This window comes from Pseudorhodoferax soli (assembly GCF_003337555.1).
GTDB lineage: Bacteria > Pseudomonadota > Gammaproteobacteria > Burkholderiales > Burkholderiaceae_C > Pseudorhodoferax > Pseudorhodoferax soli.
Map to the genome: position 1 here is coordinate 980,910 of NZ_QPJK01000001.1, position 16,221 is coordinate 997,130.

General features: G+C 70.2%; 14 protein-coding genes. 9 read left to right on the forward strand and 5 right to left on the reverse strand.

From position 1 onward, the window contains the following. Window positions 1-2 precede the first annotated feature (2 nt). The 5 genes from DES41_RS04495 to DES41_RS04515 all read right to left on the reverse strand — a co-directional run bounded on the left by DES41_RS04495 (window position 3) and on the right by DES41_RS04515 (window position 6,161). The gene (locus tag DES41_RS04495; protein ID WP_114466246.1) at window positions 3-956 is read right to left on the reverse strand and encodes a substrate-binding domain-containing protein; all 954 of its coding nucleotides are present in this window, start codon (window positions 954-956) and stop codon (window positions 3-5) included. 35 nt (window positions 957-991) lie between these two features. After that, a complete protein-coding gene (locus DES41_RS04500) occupies window positions 992-1,990 on the reverse strand; it encodes an ABC transporter permease (protein ID WP_114466248.1) in 999 nt (332 codons plus the stop codon). Beyond that, window positions 1,977-3,509 (reverse strand): sugar ABC transporter ATP-binding protein, encoded by a 1,533-nt coding sequence (locus DES41_RS04505; protein WP_114466250.1) that lies wholly within the window; start codon window positions 3,507-3,509, stop codon window positions 1,977-1,979. The genes DES41_RS04500 and DES41_RS04505 overlap by 14 nt, the downstream gene beginning before the upstream one ends. 448 nt (window positions 3,510-3,957) lie before the next feature. Then, entirely contained in the window at window positions 3,958-5,130 is a 1,173-nt protein-coding gene (locus DES41_RS04510; RefSeq protein WP_114466252.1) for an ROK family protein, read from the reverse strand. Between the two features lie 128 nt (window positions 5,131-5,258). Further along, window positions 5,259-6,161 carry a LysR family transcriptional regulator gene (locus DES41_RS04515; protein WP_114466254.1) on the reverse strand — a complete coding sequence of 301 codons (903 nt, stop codon included), beginning with the start codon at window positions 6,159-6,161 and terminating at the stop codon, window positions 5,259-5,261. A gap of 84 nt (window positions 6,162-6,245) precedes the next feature. On the opposite strand from DES41_RS04515, the gene DES41_RS04520 reads away from it, so the two are divergent. From DES41_RS04520 to DES41_RS04560, 9 genes are all read left to right on the forward strand, one after another. After that, window positions 6,246-7,463 carry an alpha-hydroxy acid oxidase gene (locus DES41_RS04520; protein ID WP_114466256.1) on the forward strand — a complete coding sequence of 406 codons (1,218 nt, stop codon included), beginning with the start codon at window positions 6,246-6,248 and terminating at the stop codon, window positions 7,461-7,463. Beyond that, entirely contained in the window at window positions 7,460-8,137 is a 678-nt protein-coding gene (locus DES41_RS04525) for an RraA family protein (protein ID WP_114466258.1), read from the forward strand. Before DES41_RS04520 ends, DES41_RS04525 begins: the two co-directional genes overlap by 4 nt. A 107-nt stretch (window positions 8,138-8,244) precedes the next feature. Next, the gene (locus tag DES41_RS04530; RefSeq protein ID WP_245965598.1) at window positions 8,245-9,225 is read left to right on the forward strand and encodes a hydroxyacid dehydrogenase; all 981 of its coding nucleotides are present in this window, start codon (window positions 8,245-8,247) and stop codon (window positions 9,223-9,225) included. Window positions 9,226-9,275: 50 nt separating this feature from the next. Next, window positions 9,276-10,268, forward strand: a complete 993-nt coding sequence (locus tag DES41_RS04535) for a tripartite tricarboxylate transporter substrate binding protein (RefSeq protein ID WP_114466262.1) — start codon at window positions 9,276-9,278, stop codon at window positions 10,266-10,268. Between the two features lie 23 nt (window positions 10,269-10,291). After that, window positions 10,292-11,281: a Bug family tripartite tricarboxylate transporter substrate binding protein gene (locus DES41_RS04540; protein ID WP_114466263.1), complete on the forward strand. Its 990-nt coding sequence runs from the start codon at window positions 10,292-10,294 to the stop codon at window positions 11,279-11,281. A gap of 79 nt (window positions 11,282-11,360) precedes the next feature. Beyond that, entirely contained in the window at window positions 11,361-12,068 is a 708-nt protein-coding gene (locus DES41_RS04545; RefSeq protein ID WP_114466265.1) for an SOS response-associated peptidase, read from the forward strand. A gap of 419 nt (window positions 12,069-12,487) precedes the next feature. After that, the gene (locus tag DES41_RS39530) at window positions 12,488-14,269 is read left to right on the forward strand and encodes a methyl-accepting chemotaxis protein (protein ID WP_281277160.1); all 1,782 of its coding nucleotides are present in this window, start codon (window positions 12,488-12,490) and stop codon (window positions 14,267-14,269) included. Window positions 14,270-14,274: 5 nt separating this feature from the next. Next, window positions 14,275-15,468: a GGDEF domain-containing protein gene (locus tag DES41_RS04555; RefSeq protein WP_114466269.1), complete on the forward strand. Its 1,194-nt coding sequence runs from the start codon at window positions 14,275-14,277 to the stop codon at window positions 15,466-15,468. Window positions 15,469-15,511: 43 nt separating this feature from the next. Further along, the gene (locus DES41_RS04560; RefSeq protein WP_114466271.1) at window positions 15,512-16,183 is read left to right on the forward strand and encodes an amino acid ABC transporter permease; all 672 of its coding nucleotides are present in this window, start codon (window positions 15,512-15,514) and stop codon (window positions 16,181-16,183) included. Window positions 16,184-16,221: the final 38 nt, after the last annotated feature.

The window sequence follows — 16,221 nt, forward strand, 5'->3', positions numbered from 1 at the left end:
GCTTAGAAAGGAGAGTCCGGGTGGTAGAAGTCCTTGGCGTTGTCCTTCGTGATCAGCACCGAGGGAATGATGGTTGTTGCCGGCAGCTTCTCGCCCTTCAGGCGCGCCTCGGCCGTGAGCTTGATCGCGTCGTAGATGAACTTGGGCGAGTAGCTCACGTCGGCGTCGATGCGCTTGTCCTTGCCGTCCATGATGGTCTTGACCATGCCCTTGGCACCGGCGCCGCCGAACACGATCTTGATGTCGTCGCGCTTGGCCTGGTCGATGGCCTTGAGCACGCCGACCGCCATGTCGTCGTCGGCCGCCCAGATCGCGTCGATCTGCTTGAAGCGCGTGAGGTAGTCCTGCGTGACCTTGAAGGCGTCGTCGCGGTTCCAGTTGGCGTACTTGGCGTCCAACATCTTGATGTCGGGGTGGTTCTTCAGCACCGCGTTGAAGGCGTCCATGCGCTCGTTGTCCAGCGTGGTGGCGATGCCGCGCAGCGCGACCACATTGCCCTTGCCGCCCAGCTTCTTGGCGATGTACTCGGCGGGGATCTTGCCGAAGGCGGTGTTGTCGCCGGCCACGTAGGCGTCCTGCGCGCTGGTGTCGGTCAGGCCGCGGTCGACCACCGTCACGTAGGCGCCCTTGGCCTTGACCTGGGCCACGGGCTTGGTCAGCGCAGCCGATTCGAACGGGAACACGACCAGCGCATTGATCTTGGAGACCGACGACAGATCCTGCAGCTGGTTGGCCTGCTCCGGCGCGTTGGCGGCCGTGCGGATGGTGATCTTCAGGCCCTTGTGCTGCTTCTCCAGGTCCTTCTTGGCCTGGTTGGCCCAGTAGTTGATGCCGCCCATGAAGCTGTGGGTGGCAGCCGGGATGGACACGCCCACGTGCACCGGATCGGCGGCCAGGGCCGGCAAGGCGAAGCTGGCGGCGGCGATGGCCGTGAGGGTCAGGCGTCTGGAAATCATGCGGAGTCTCCTTGTGGTGGTTGGAACGGAAAGCCTCAACGCCGGCCTCTTTGAAGGAAGGCCACGACGATGATCACGAAACCCTGCACCGCCGCGTTGAGGTACACGCTGATGATGCTGGTCAGGTTCAGGATGTTGCTGATGACCGAGAGCAGCACGGCGCCGACCACGGTGCCGGTGATGCTGCCCGCGCCGCCCTTGAGCGCCGTGCCGCCCACGATCACGGCGGCAATCGCTTCGAGCTCCCACAGGAGTCCGGTGGTCGGCGAGGCCGAGCCCAGGCGCGGCACGTAGAGCAAGGTGGCGATGCCCACGCAGATGCCCAGCAGCATGTAGGTCTGGATCTTCACGCGGTCCACCGCCACGGCGGCGTAGCGGGCCACCTGCTCGTTGGAACCGATGGCTTGCACGTAGCGGCCGTAGGCGGTGCGGTTCAGGACCACGCCGCCGGCCAGAGCCACCAGCAGGAACACGACCACCGGCACCGGCACGCCCAGCACGCTGCCGTAGTAGACCGGCGCGTACAGGTCGGACAGGTCGTTGTCCAGCGTGATGGCGCCGCCATCGGCCGCCCAGGTCAGGTAGGCGCGGAAGATACCCAATGTGCCCAGCGTCACGATGAAGGGCTCGATGCGGCCCTTGGTGATCAGCAGCCCGTGCGCCAGCCCGAACGCCGCGCCGAGCACGATGGACAGCACCGCGCCCAGCACCACGGCCAGCAGCGGCGATCCCGTCATCGGCCCCATGGCGTTGATGAACATGATCACGCAGCCGGCGATCAGCGCGGCCATCGAGCCGACCGACAGATCGATGCCGCCCGAGATGATCACGAAGCACATGCCCACCGCGATGATGCCGATGAAGGCTGTGCGCGTGAGCACGTTCAGGCCGTTGTCCACGGTGGCGAAATCGCTGTTGAGCAGCGCGCCGGCGATGCACAGCAGCACCAGGCCCAGTACCGGGCCCCAGCCCTGCAGCCAGCGGCTGCGCTGGGCGGCGCGGGTGTCGGGGGTCGTCGGTTCAGGCGTGGACATGCGGTGCTTCCTGCGGGGGCGCGACGCCGGTGGCGTGCGCGATCAAGGTTTCTTCGGTCAGGCCGTCGGCGTCCAGCGTGGCCACCAGCCGGCCGGCGCGCACCACGGCCACGCGGTGCGCCAGGCCGATCAGCTCCATGAGTTCGGAGGAGACCACCAGCACCGCCAGGCCGCTGCGGGCCAGGCGCTGCACCAGTTCGTAGATCTCACGCTTGGCGCCCACGTCGACACCGCGCGTGGGTTCGTCCAGCACCACCACGCGCGGCGCGGGGTGCAGCACGCGGGCCAGCGCCAGCTTCTGCTGGTTGCCGCCCGACAGCGCCGAGGCCGGCACGTCGAGCGAGCCGGTGCGGATGCCGAACTCGCGCTGCGCCTGCTCCAGCGCACGGCGCTCTGCCGCGGGGTCGAGCCAGGGCTTGGCGTAGCGCTGCAGCGCCATCAGCGTGAGGTTCTCGCGCAGGCCCATGTGCACGTGCAGTCCGCGGCCCTTGCGGTCTTCGCTGAGGTAGGTGAGGCCGGCGTCGGCAGCGGCACGCGGGTTCTTGAAGCCGCCCTCGCCCGGCAGCGCCTGGCCATGCAGCCAGACCCGGCCACGCGCCGGGCGCAGGCCCAGCAGGCCCTCGAACATCTCGGTGCGGCCGGCGCCGACCAGGCCGGCGAAGCCCAGGATCTCGCCGGGCCGCACGGCGAAAGACCAATCCTGCGCCCAGCCCGGCACGCCGAAGCCTTCCACGCGCAGCGCGGCTGCGCCCTCGGTCGGACGCGGGTCGCGCGGTGGGTACAGGTCGGCGATCTCGCGGCCCACCATCAGCCGGGCCATGACATGGCGGCCCAGGCCAGCGGTGGCCTGCTGCGCCACGAACTGGCCGTCGCGCATGACCACCACCTCGTCGGTCACGCGCTCCACCTCGTCGAGCTTGTGCGAGATGTAGACCACGGTCACGCCGTCGGCGCGCAGCTGCGCGATGAGCGCGAACAGGCGTTCGGTCTCGGACGCCGTCAGCGTGGCGGTGGGCTCGTCCATGATCAGCAGGCGCGCGCGCCGCGCCACGGCCTTGGCGATCTCCACGAGTTGTTTCTCGGCCACGATGAGGTCGCGCACGCGCCGCTCCGGCGGCACCGACAGGCCGACCTGGGCCAGCGCGGCGCTGGTGGCGCTGTTCATGGCGGCGTCGTCGAGGAACAGGCCGCGTTTTTTTTCATGGCCCAGGAAGATGTTCTGCGCCACCGTCAGGTCGTCCGCGAGGTTGAACTCCTGGTGGATCAGCACGATGCCCAGATCTTCGGCGTCGCGCGGGCCCTTGAACGCACACGCCTGGCCGTTCACGCGCAGCGTGCCCGAGGTGGGCGCCTCGTAGCCGGACAGGATCTTCATGAGCGTGGACTTGCCGGCTCCGTTCTCGCCCAGCAGGCCGACCACGCGGCCAGGTTGCAGGCTGAAGGAAATGCCGTGCAGCACCTCCACCGGGCCAAAGGACTTGCGGATCGCCTCGAACTCGACGCCGACGCTGTTGCTCATGGAGCCACCTTCGCACTGTTGCGTCTATCCACAGGTCGCGCTGGTCGGTGGCCGGCGCCAAACGCACTGACGTCGATCCACGCTTCGCGGGGCCCCTCGCCGCGTGTGCTCATGGCGCCACCTCCGTACTGTTGCGTCTATTCACAGGTCGCGCTGGTCGGTGGCCGGCGCCAAACGCACTGACGTCGATCCCCGCTTCGCGGGGCCCCTCGCCGCGTGTGCTCATGGCGCCACCTCCGTACTGTTGCGTCTACCCACAGATGGCGCTGGTCGGTGGCCGGCGCCAAACGCACTGACGTCGATCCCCGCTTCGCGGGGCCCCTCGCCGCGTGTGCTCATGGCGCCACCTCCGTACTGTTGCGTCTATCCACAGGTCGCGCTGGTCGGTGGCCGGCGCCAAACGCACTGGCGTCGATCCCCGCTTCGCGGGGCCCCTCGCCGCGTGTGCTCATGGCGCCACTCCCCGTACACGCAAGGTCTCGCTCATCGCGAGCGCCCCCGCCCCGACCACCCCACCCTGCGCGCCCAGCGGCGCGTACTGCACCTCCAGCTGCCGCGTCGACAGCGCCAGCGAGCGCTGGTAGACGCTTTGCCGCACGGCGGCCAGGAACAGCGGCCCGACCTGCGTGATGCCGCCGCCCAGCAGCACATGCGAGGGATTGAAGAAGTTCACCACCGCGGCCAGCATCTGCCCGACCAGGTGGCCGGCGTGCTGCAGGATGCGGTTGGCCGCGGCGTCGCCGGCGCGGCTGGCGCTGCCCACGTCTTCGGCGGCCAGGCTGCCGCGCTCGGCCAGCGCCGCCGCCAGCACCGGGCTCTCGCCGGCCTCGGCGGCCTCGGTCGCCATGCGCACGATGGCCGGCCCGGCGGCCATGGCTTCCACGCAGCCGCGGTTGCCGCAGTGGCAGCGTGGGCCTTCGTGGTCCACGCTGATGTGGCCCACGTCGCCGGCCGATCCGGTGGCACCGCGGTACACGCTGCCATGGCAGACGATGCCGCAGCCGATGCCGGTGCCGATCTTGACCACGATGAAATTGGGCAGCGCACGCTGCAGCCGCCAGAGCTCGCCCAGCGCCATGAGGTTCACGTCGTTGTCCACGAACACGGGCGCGCGGTAGTCGTCGCGCAGGAAGTCGCGGATGGAGAAGCGGTCCCAGTCGGGCATCAGCGGCGGGCTCACAAGCTGGCCGGCCTCGAAGTTGACCGGGCCCGGCACGCCCACGCCGATGCCGAGCACCTGTTCGGCCCGGCCCTTGCAGCGCGCCAGCAGTTCGCGCATCAGCGCGGCCGCGCGCGCCAGCACCACGCCAGGCCCCTGGCGCCGCACGTCGATGTCTTCGCTGTGCTGGGCCAGCAGCGTGAGGTCCGGGCGCAGCACGGCCACGGTCAGGCTGGTCACGCCGATGTCCACGCCCAGCAGCAGGCCCAGGCCATGGTGCAGCCGCAGCGTCTCGGCCGGGCGGCCGCCCTGGGATGGCTGCGTGCCCGCCTCTTCGAGCAGGCCCTGGTCGATCAGGCCGGCGACGAGCGCCTTGGCCTTGCTGGCGGAAAAGCCCAGCGGCCCGGCCAGCGCATGGCGCGAACTGCCCGGCGACCAGAAGGCCGCGTCGAGCACGCGCATTTCATTTCCAGTGGTGGCTTGCCAGGGCGTCACGCCGCTTGTCTCCGCTGTTCTTGTGGAATGCGGCGCATGCTAGGGCCAGGGCTTTGGCTTCACAAGCCCCAAGTTCAGACAAATTCAGACCAAAGTCAGACAAGGCAGCGCGGCGCCGGGAAGTCGATCACGCTGCGGATGATCTCGCGCATCTCGGTGATGAGCGGCCGCGCGTCGTCGCGCCGCCACTGCACGGTGTAGGTGAGAGGCACCAGCGCGCCGCCGCCCGACAGGATGCGCAGCACCCCGCGCGCCTGCAGCGCCTCGGCCCAGCCCTGGGGCATGTAGGTGAAGCCCAGGCCCTCGGCCACCATGCCGACCACGGCACCCCAGCTGTTGCAGCTGAGCCGGCGCTCGACGCTCAAGGCCTGGCGGCCAAGCCACTCGTCCAGTGTGCGCGTGGCGCCCGAGCCCACGGGCAACGCGATCAACAGCTGCTCGCGCACCAGGCGCTGCGGCTGCTCGGTGCCGGCGCGTGCGAGGAAGGCCTCGCTGGCGGCCCAGACGAAGCGCACCTGCGCCACCTGCTCGAAGGCCAGGCTGCTGCGCGACGAGGGGCCGGCGATCACCACGCAATCCAGCTCGCCATCGACGATGCGCTGCTCCAGCACCTGGCCGATGTCGGCATGCGGCTCCAGCTGCAGCGCGGGATGCAGTTCGGCCACCTTCTGCACGAGCCTGGGCAGCCAGGTCAGGCCGCTGAGTTCACCGAAGCCGATGCGGCAACGGCCCTGCAGGCCCACGCTGCGGCCGGCCGATTGCTGCAGCTGCGCGGCGTCGTGCAGCAGCGCGCGCACACGCGGCAACAGCTGCTCGCCCTGGGGCGTGAGTTCGGCCGCGCGGCCGCTGCGGTCGAACAGCTGCGTGCCCAGCGAGGCCTCCAGCTCGGCGATGCGCTTGGACAGGGATGACACCGACAGGTGCACGCGCTCGGACGCCACCGAAAAGTTGAGGCAGGTGGCGGCCCAGTAGAAGGCCTCGAGTTGCTTGAGCGTCATGCGCTCATTTTCCAAAAAGCGAAATAACAGAGCCGATTTTTTTCGCTTTTCTTTGAACTAGGCCCTGGGCACCATGGCCGCCCCATGCCTGTTCCCACCCCTGCACTGCCCCGGGCCTGCCGCCACGTGCTGTCCCTGGACGACTTCGAGCCGTTGGCCCGGCGCCACCTGCCGCGGCCGATCCACGCCTACATCAGCGGCGCCGTGGAAGACAACCGTGCGCTGGCCGAGAACCGCCAGGCCTTTGCCGACCTGGCCTTCCGGCCCCGCGTGCTCGCGGGCGTGGCGCAGCGCGACCTGGGCTTCGAGCTGTTCGGCCGGCGCTATGCCGCGCCCGTCGGCCTGGCGCCCATGGGCATCTCCGCGCTGTCGGCCTACCGCGGCGACATCGTGCTGGCCCAGGCCGCGCAGCAGGCCAATGTGCCGGCCATCATGAGCGGCTCCTCGCTGATCCGGCTGGAAGAAGTGATGGCCGCCGCGCCGCAGACCTGGTTCCAGGCCTACCTGCCCGGCGAGATGGCGCAGATCGACGGCCTGCTCGACCGTGTGCAGGCGGCGGGCGTGCAGACCCTGGTGATCACGGTGGACACGCCCGTGGCGGCCAACCGCGAGAACAACGTGCGCGCCGGCTTCTCCACACCGCTCAAGCCCAGCCTGTCGCTGGCCTGGCAGGGCATCAGCCACCCGCGCTGGCTGTTCAGCACTTTCCTCAAGACGCTGGCGCGGCACGGCATGCCGCACTTCGAGAACAACTACGCCACGCGCGGCGCGCCCATCCTGTCGCCCAGCGTGCTGCGCGATTTTTCCGACCGTGCGCACCTGAACTGGACGCACCTGGCCGCCATCCGCCAGCGCTGGCCGGGCCAGCTGGTGGTCAAGGGCATCCTGACGCCGGAGGACGCCGCCATCGCGCGCGAGCACGGCGCCGACGGCCTGATCGTCTCCAACCACGGCGGGCGCCAGCTCGACGGCGCGGTGGCGCCGCTGCGCGTGCTGCCCGCCATCGTGCGCGCCGTGCCCGGCCTGCCGGTGATGCTGGACAGCGGCGTGCGCCGCGGCACCGACGCCATCAAGGCACTGGCGCTCGGCGCGCGCTGCGTGTTCGTGGGCCGGCCCTTCAACTACGCCGCCTCGGTCGCGGGCCTGGCCGGCGTGGCCCACGCCATCGGTTTGCTGCGCGAGGAGATCTCGCGCGACATGGCCATGCTGGGGCTGACCCGGCTCGACCAGATCACGCCGGCCTGCATCCGGCCCGTGGCCAGCGCGGCCGACTACTTCCCCCCACCGGAGACACACCCATGAGCAAGATCCAGGGCTTTCACATCCATCCGCGGCCTGCGCCGGCCGTGAGCGACGCGCTGCTGGCGCGCTTTCGCGGCTTCCAGGTCGCCAACGTGAGCGATGCGATGAGCCGCACCACCGGCACCTCGGCGCTCCGGCCCTTCCACCAGCGCAACGGCGCCTTCGCCGGCCGCGCGCTGACGGTGCGCACCCGGCCCGGCGACAACCTCGTCGTGCACCACGCCATCGACACCTGCGCCCCTGGCGACGTGCTGGTGGTGGACGCCGGCGGCGTGGGCCCGAACGCCATCATTGGCGAGATCATGCTGGCGCTGCTGATCGCGCGTGGCGCGGCCGGCATCGTCATCGACGGGCTCATCCGCGACAGCGACACCATCGCCCAGCACAGCCTGCCGGTCTATGCGCGTGGCGTCTCTCACCGCGGCCCGTACAAGGACGGCCCGGGCGAGCTGCACGTGCCCGTCAGCATCGACGGCATGGTCGTGCGCCCCGGCGACATCGTGATCGGCGACGGCGATGGCCTGCTGGCCGTGCCGCCCGAGGAGGCCGAAGACATCGCCGCGCGCGTGGAGGCGATCCAGCGCGTGGAGGCCGACGCGCTGCAGGCGATTGCCGAAGGCCGCGCGGACCGCAGCTGGGTGCTGCGCACGCTGCGCGAGAAGGGTGTGCTGTGAGCACTGCCCGGCCGCCCGAAGGTGCTCGGCACCGCAGCCCGCAGGGCGCAGGTTCACTTTTCCAGGTCGTCCGCTTCAACTACTGGCTCGACCCGGCCTTCGACCGCATCGTCGGCGAGGCCCCCGGCGTGCTGCTCCAGACCTGCGCCATGGAAGGGGCGGACGACGCGGCCTGGAGCGCGCTGGCCCAGGCCCAGGTGCTGCAGATCACTGCCGCCAAGGACGAGCTGCCGCGCCGCTGGTTCGTCACGGCCGAACTGCTGGCGCGCTGCCCGCAGCTGCTGGCGGTCTCGTCCAGCGGCTCGGGCTGCGACACCATCGACATCGACGCCTGCACGCGCGCCGGCGTCGCGGTCATGAACCAGGCCGGTGGCAACGCCGACTCGGTGGCCGAGATGGCGCTGGGCCTGATGCTGGCGGTGCTGCGCCGCATCCCCGAATCCAACGCGCTGCTGCGCGGCCAGGCCCGTGGCTTCAGCCGTGAAGACCTGATGGGCCATGAGCTGCGCGGCCGCACGCTGGGGCTGATGGGCGTGGGCGAAGCCGGCCGCCGCGCCGCCGCGCTGGGCCGCGCTTTCGGCATGCAGGTGCTCGGTGTCGACCCGGCGCTCGACGCCGCGCAAATGGCGGCGCGTGGTGCCGAGGCCGTGTCGCTGGACGAAATGCTGCGCCGCGCCGACATCGTCTCGCTGCACTGCCCGCGCGACGCCGGCACGTTGGGCCTCATGAACGCCGCTGCCTTTGCGGCGATGCGGCCCGGCAGCATCTTCGTGAGCACCGCGCGCGGCGGCATCCACGACGAAGCCGCGTTGCATGCCGCGCTGGCCAGCGGCCACCTGGGCGGCGCCGGGCTCGACGTGTGGGACCAGGAGCCCCCGCCGGCCGACCACCCGCTGCTGCAGCTGCCAAACGTGGTGGCCACCTTCCACACGGCCGGCGTGACGCACGAGGCCCGGCGCAACAACGCCACGCTGGCCGCCACCCAGATCGTCAAGCTGCTGGCCGACGGGCAGCGGCCCGAGCGCCTGGTCAACCCCGATGTCTGGCCACGCGCCAGCGAGCGCATCGCCGCCGCAATCCGCCGCTGATGGCCACTGATTCGCACAGCCCATCCCGGGCAACACAACGGAGACAAACCATGAACCACCACCGGACCCGCCGCGCGCTGTGCGCCGGCATCGCCGCAGCCGCCTGCGCCCTGCCCTGCCTGAACGCCGCCGCGCAGACCGACGCACCCTACCCCGCCAAGCCCATCGAACTCATCGTGGCCTACGGGCCCGGCGGCGGCACCGACCTCGTGGCGCGCCTCGTGGCCCGCCACCTGGAGAAGCAGCTCGGCGGCAGCGTGGTGGTGCTCAACCGTCCCGGCGCGGGCGGCGGCATCGGCTTCGGCGAACTGGCGCGCGCCAAGCCCGACGGCTACACCATCGGCTTCATCAACACGCCCAACGTGCTGACCATCCCGATCGAACGCAAGAGCGCCTTCCACTGGAGCCAGTACGACCTGCTGGGCAACCTGGTGGACGACCCGGGCGGCTTCGCCCTGCACAACAGCAACGCCATCACCACGCTGGCCGGCCTGGCGGCGTTCGCCAAGGCCAACCCCGGGGCCGTGACCGTGGGCACCACCGGCACCGGCTCGGACGACCACCTGGCCATGCTGCTGTTCGAGAAGGCCACCGGGACCAAGCTGACCCACGTGCCCTACAAGGGCGCGGGCGAGGTGCGCGCCGCCGCCACCGGCCAGCAGATCGTGGTGGGCGCGCTCAACGTCGGCGAGGTGCTGGCCTACCAGAAGGGCGGCACGCCGATCCGCCTGCTGGGCCAGATGTCGGCCGCGCGCTCGTCGCTGGCGCCGCAGGTGCCGACCTTCAGGGAACAGGGCATCGACATCGAGCTGGCCTCGCTGCGTGGCCTGGCCGCGCCCAAGGGCCTGCCCGAGGCAGTGCGCAAGAAGCTGGTCGACGCGGTGGCCGCCATTGCCGCGAGCCCGGACTTCAAACAACAGGCCGAAGCCATGTACGCGCCGCTGCGCTACCTGGCGCCCGCCGCCTACGCGGCGGAGCTGCAAAGCACCGAAGCGGGCTTCCGCAAGCTCTGGGGCGAGATGCCCTGGCAGGACAAACCTTGATCTCCCCCTTCGCACTGAATCCTATGCACACCCTCTCCCGCCGCGGCTTCACCGCACTCGGACTCACAGTCGCGCTGGCCGCCACTGCCCTGCACCTGACCGCCACCGCCCAGGGCGCCTTGCCGCCCGGCCCCATCACCATGGTCGTCGGCTGGCCCGCCGGCGGGCCGTCCGACAACGTGGCGCGGCTCACGGCGCTGCGCATGTCCGAGGCGCTGGGCCAGACCATCGTGGTCGACAACAAGGGCGGCGCCGGCGGCAACATCGGCACCGATGCGGCGGCCCGCGCCAAGCCGGACGGCAGCACCATCATGCTGGCGACCGCCACCTCGCACGGCCTGAACTCCGCGCTGTACGCCAAGCTCAACCACGACCCGATCAAGGACTTCGCGCCGGTCGGCATGATCACCACCTCGCCCAGCGTGCTGCTGGTGCCGACGAACTCGCCGTTCCGATCGGTGGCCGACCTGCTGAAGGCCGCCAAGGCCGAACCCGGCAAGCTGAACTACGGCTCGGGGGGCGTGGGCTCCAGCCAGCACCTGGCCGGCGCCAGCTTCAAGCGCATCGCCGGCGTGGACATCACGCACATCCCGTTCAAGGGCACGGCCCCGGCCATGACCGACCTGATGGCCGGCCGCGTGGACTTCGTGCTGACCACGGGCGCGATGTCGTTCATCCACTCCGGCAAGCTGCGCCCGCTGGCCGTGGCCGCGCGCCAGCGCCTGCCCGCGTTGCCCGAGGTGCCGACCTTCGAGGAAGCGGGCGTCAAGGGTTTCTATACCGACTCGTGGTACGGCCTTGTCGCGCCTGCCGGCACGCCGCGCCCGGCGCTGGACAAGCTCAACGCCGCGCTGGCCACGGCCCTGCGCAACCCCGAGGTGCAAAAGCAGTTCCTCGACCAGGGCTCGCTGCCCGTCCAACCCATGGGCGTGGACGAATTCTGGAAGTTCGTCGTCGCGCAGATGCCGGCCGCGGCGGAGCAGGTGCGCATCTCGGGCGCGAAAGCCGAGTGAAAGCGGAGTGACGCAGCACAGCGGCCCGCAGGCCAGGCCGTGAAGGCGCGGTGGGGCGGTGGCGCCGATACCATCGCGCATGAGCACACACTATGAATCCCTGCCGCTGGCGCAGGACTACCAGGATGCCTTCGCGGTCCCGCCGCCCGATGCGCCCGGCCTGCGTGACATGTGGCCGCGCAAGCCGGGCTGGTGCATCCGCGCGGAGTCCACCGCCTTGGCTGCGGTCGCCGATGGCGCAACCGCACCCGCCCCATCGCGCGCGCTGGTGCCCGCCCAGTGGGGCCTGGTGCCGCACTGGGTCAAGTCGGCGTCCGACGGCAAGCTGCGTGCCACCAAGCTCGTCAACGCGCGTGCAGAGACGGCTGCCACCGCCCAGGCCTTCCGCGACGCCTGGCTGCAGGGCCAGCGCTGCATCGTGCCGATGGCGGCGTTTTTCGAAGACGACTGGCGCAACGGCAAAGCCGTTCCCACCCGCATCAGCCGCGTCGACGGCCAGCCCATGGGCGTCGCCGGCCTGTGGGCGGTGTGGACCGGACCCGACGGCGACACCCTCACCAGCTACACGCTGCTCACCGTCAACGCCGACAACCACGCCCTATTGCGCCGCTACCAGCCGCAGGGCAGCGAAAAACGGATGCCGGTGGTTCTCAACGAAGGCGCGTACGACGCCTGGCTGACTACGCGCGTCGAGAAGGCCCACGCGTTTATGCGCCAGTACCCGGCCGCCTGGCTCAGGGCGAACCCGGTGGAGCACAAGGCCGACAAGGTGCCCAAGCGGCTGTAGCGCCGTCGGCCGGCGGCCACCTGCATGGCCAGCCCGCGCGCGGTGACCGCGCGCAGGGCACCCGCGGCGCTGCGCGGCGTGCGGGGCGGGCAACACCAGCCCGATGGCGACGGGCTGACAGCCCGCACCGCCTGGGCGACAGACGGGAACAGCGCACCGCACACGGTGCACAACCGGCCGTAGTCTGGTGATCGTGTGAACGAACCAGACCCCAAAAATCCCGCCGTTTCATCACTTCCATGTTGTGTACCAAGGCGTCGCCAACCGGCGCATGTCGGGGCACGGCTGCGGTCGCTGAACAGGTAAGGAGCCAGCCCTCGGCAGCACGAGATCGGCAGGCACCGGGTTCCACGCACAGGCTTTCGAACCGATGAACTTGCGGGAGGGGCGACATGGCGAAGCAGGCAATGACATTGCGGATGCGCTTGATGCTGTACACCGGCGCGCTGGTGTTGCTCGGCCTGGGAGTGCAGGCCGCCGCCAACATCTGGATCGCACGCAGCAACGCCTTGCGCACGCTGGAGTCGATCGCGCGGGCCATTGCACGCGCGCACGCTGACGGCATCGCGCAGTGGGTCGACAACCGCCTGCAGGTCATGCGCGCGATGAGCCCCTTGCCCGCCACCGCCGATCCCATGCTGGGACTGCGGCAGGCCGCCGTCGCCGCCCGGCTGGACATCGCCTACATCGGCTTTCCCGACAAACGTGCCCTGTTTTCGCGCGATGAGCCGCTGCCTGCGGGCTACGACCCGACCACGCGCCCCTGGTACCTGCAGGCCGCGGCCAGCGATGCGCCCATCATCACCCAGCCCTACCTGGACCTGGGCACCGGCAAGGCAGTGCTGACCGTGGCCATGGCCGTGCGCGCGGGCGGCCAGGTCAGCGGCGTGGTGGCCGGCGACGTGTTCATGGACAGCGTGATCGCCAACGTGGCCTCGATCCGGCCCATGCCCAACACGCGCGGCTTCGTGCTCGATGCCCAGGGCCGGCTGGTGGTGCACGAGGACTTGAAGCTCATCGGCAAGCCGGCAACAGACATCGCGCCGCAGCTGACCGCCGAACGTGTGGCGCGCCTGGTGGCGGCCGGCAACCTGGAGGCACTGGACATCGCCGGCCAGCGCCGCCTGGTGCAGTTCGCGCAGATCCCGGGCACGCCCTGGATCCTGGCCGTGGCGCTGGACCGCGGCGAGGCGCTGGCCGCCATGGTGCGCATGGTCTGGATGTCCTCCATCAGCAGCGTGGCCATCGCCATCGTCGCCGTGCTCGTGATCGGCGCCGTGCTGGCGGCCAGCCTGCGGCCACTGCGCGCGCTGCAGCAGGCCATGGTCGATGTCAGTTCAGGCGAAGGCGACCTCACGCGGCGCCTGCCCGGGCGCGGCGCACGCGAACTGGCCGGCATTGCGGCCGGCTTCAACGGCTTCGTCGAGAAACTGCAGCACATGCTGCGCGAGATCCGCGCCAGCGCCGACCACATCAGCACCGCCAGCTCGGAGATCGCCACCGGCAACCAGGACCTGAGCCACCGCACCGAGCAGACCGCAAACAAGCTGCAGGCCTCGGCATCGAGCATCGACACGCTGACGGCCACGGTGCGCCAGTCGGCCGACGCTGCGCAGCACGCCAACCAGCTGGCCGGCAGCGCCGCCACCGTGGCGCAGCGCGGCGGCAGCGTGGCCGGCGAACTGGTGGCCACCATGGACCAGATCCAGCACAGCAGCGGCCGCATCGCCGACATCATCGGCGTGATCGACGGCATCGCGTTCCAGACCAACATCCTGGCGCTCAACGCCGCCGTGGAAGCGGCCCGCGCGGGCGAGCAGGGCCGCGGCTTCGCCGTGGTGGCCAGCGAGGTGCGCAGCCTGGCGCAGCGCAGCAGCCAGGCCGCCCGCGAGATCAAGGAGCTCATCGGCAGCAGCGTGGAGCGGGTCGGCGCAGGCAGCGCGCTGGTGCAGACCGCCGGCACCACGATGCAGGACATCGTCGCCAGCGTGCAGCGCGTGAGCGACATCGTGGGCGAGATCAGCACGGCCGCGCGCAGTCAGAGCCAGGAGATCGCCGATGTCAATGCCACGGTCACCGAGCTCGACCGGATGACGCAGCAGAACGCCGCGCTGGTCGAGCAAAGCACCGCCGCCGCGCAAAGCCTGCACGACCAAGCGGAGCGGCTGCGCCAGGCGGTCGCCGCCTTCCGGCTGGATTGACAACCATGGGCACCACCGCCACCTACGCACTGGACCCGCGCACCACGGTGCTGATCGGCGGCATCACGAGCGGGCTGATGGCCCTGGTGCTGTCGCTGCTGACGCGGGCCACGCCGCTGCCCGTGCCGGGCCTGTGGACCTGGACGGCTGGCGCCTGGTCGGTGTTCGGCGCCATGCTGCTGCTGGGGCTGCGCGACTGGACATCCAACCTGGCCACGATCACGCTGGGCAACGGCGCGCTGATGCTGGCCTACATCCTGTGGCTGGCCGGCACGCACCGGCACCTGGGCCAGCGCATGCGTTGGTGGCCCTGGCTCACCGTCTGGACGCTGGCAACCGCGCTGGTCAGCTGGTTCATCTTCGTCGAACCGAGCTTTCGCGTGCGCACGGTGGTCGTGGCCGGGCTGTGCGCCTACCTGAACGCCCACCACGCGCTGGTGCTGCTGCGCCATCCGCGGGCCGAGCGCTTCGGCCAGTCCATCGGCGTCAGCCTGACCACCACCTGGCTGCTGATCCTGTGCGCCGTCTACGGCATCCGGGCCTTGCACGCGGCCTGGTTCGCGCAGGGCAACACGGGCCTGTTGACGCAGGGCGCCGTGCAGATCATCTACACCGGCTGCTTCACGATCTGCAACCTCATGCTCGTGATCGGCTACGCCACCACCGCCTCCGACCATGTGCGCGCGCGCATCGAGGACCAGGCCATCCATGACCCGCTGACCGGCGGGCTCAACCGCCAGGCCCTCATGGACAGCCTGGAGCGCGAGCGCGCCCGCAGCGCCCGCACGGGCCAGCCCTTCAGCGTGGCCATGCTCGATGTGGACAACTTCAAGAAGATCAACGACAGCCACGGCCACCCCGTGGGCGACCGCGTGCTGGTCCACCTGTGCCGGCGCATGTCGGCCCTGGTGCGGCCCAACGACGTGGTGGCCCGCTACGGTGGCGAGGAGTTCGTGATCGTGATGCCCGAGACCGCTCTGGGCGCGGCACTGCTGGCCGGCCAGCGCATCCTCAAGAACGCCGTGCAGATCGACGACCAGGCCCTGCCCCCGTTCACGATCAGCATCGGCCTGGCGCAATGGTCCAGCGCCGACACCTCGGTGGACACGGTCATCGCCCGCGCCGACGCGGCGCTCTACGCCGCCAAGGCCAACGGCCGCAACCGCGTGGAGCTGGGTGGCTCGGCAATCTCCGTATAAACCCTCATCGCCACGAACTGAAACCGGTTTCACAATTCGGCGCGTGAACTATCAATTCCAGTTCGACGCTGTCCTTGCCGCCTGGCCCCTGTTGCTCAAGGGCAGCTGGATCACCGTGCAGCTCTCGCTCACGGCCACGGTGCTGGGCCTCATCGTCGCGGTGCTGTGCGCCTGGGGCAAGACCGGCGGGCCCACGTGGCTGCGCTTCGTGATCCAGGCCTACATCGAGCTGATCCGCAACACGCCGTTCCTGGTGCAGTTGTTCTTCTTCTTCTTCGCGCTGCCTGTGTTCGGGCTGCGCTGGTCGCCCTACCAGGCCGCGCTGACGGCCATGGTCGTGAACCTGGGCGCCTACGCCACCGAGATCATCCGCGCCGGCATCGAATCCATCCCCAAGGGCCAGGTCGAGGCTGGGCGCGCACTGAACCTGAAGGGCTGGGAGATCTTCCGCTTCGTGATCCTCAAGCCCGCGCTCAAGGCCATCTACCCCGCGCTGACCAGCCAGTTCATCCTGCTCATGCTGACCTCGGCCGTGGTCTCGGTGATCTCCGCGGACGACCTGACATCGGTGGCCGCCACGCTGCAGTCGCAGACCTTCCGCAGCTTCGAGATCTACATCGTGGTGACGGCCATCTACCTGGGCCTGGCCCTCGCGTTCGCAGCGCTGTTCAAGCTCGTGCACCGCCAGTTCCTCAACTACCCGGACAAGAGGTAACGATGCCCCCACGCTCATCGCTTCGCGTATCGCTGCCC

Coding starts and splice junctions, on each gene's coding strand:
- DES41_RS04495 (WP_114466246.1), bottom strand. CDS start 956: ATGATTTCCAGACGCCTGACCCTCACGGCCATCGCCGCCGCCAGCTTC.
- DES41_RS04500 (WP_114466248.1), bottom strand. CDS start 1,990: ATGTCCACGCCTGAACCGACGACCCCCGACACCCGCGCCGCCCAGCGC.
- DES41_RS04505 (WP_114466250.1), bottom strand. CDS start 3,509: ATGAGCAACAGCGTCGGCGTCGAGTTCGAGGCGATCCGCAAGTCCTTT.
- DES41_RS04510 (WP_114466252.1), bottom strand. CDS start 5,130: ATGCGCGTGCTCGACGCGGCCTTCTGGTCGCCGGGCAGTTCGCGCCAT.
- DES41_RS04515 (WP_114466254.1), bottom strand. CDS start 6,161: ATGACGCTCAAGCAACTCGAGGCCTTCTACTGGGCCGCCACCTGCCTC.
- DES41_RS04520 (WP_114466256.1), top strand. CDS start 6,246: ATGCCTGTTCCCACCCCTGCACTGCCCCGGGCCTGCCGCCACGTGCTG.
- DES41_RS04525 (WP_114466258.1), top strand. CDS start 7,460: ATGAGCAAGATCCAGGGCTTTCACATCCATCCGCGGCCTGCGCCGGCC.
- DES41_RS04535 (WP_114466262.1), top strand. CDS start 9,276: ATGAACCACCACCGGACCCGCCGCGCGCTGTGCGCCGGCATCGCCGCA.
- DES41_RS04540 (WP_114466263.1), top strand. CDS start 10,292: ATGCACACCCTCTCCCGCCGCGGCTTCACCGCACTCGGACTCACAGTC.
- DES41_RS04545 (WP_114466265.1), top strand. CDS start 11,361: ATGAGCACACACTATGAATCCCTGCCGCTGGCGCAGGACTACCAGGAT.
- DES41_RS39530 (WP_281277160.1), top strand. CDS start 12,488: ATGCGCTTGATGCTGTACACCGGCGCGCTGGTGTTGCTCGGCCTGGGA.
- DES41_RS04555 (WP_114466269.1), top strand. CDS start 14,275: ATGGGCACCACCGCCACCTACGCACTGGACCCGCGCACCACGGTGCTG.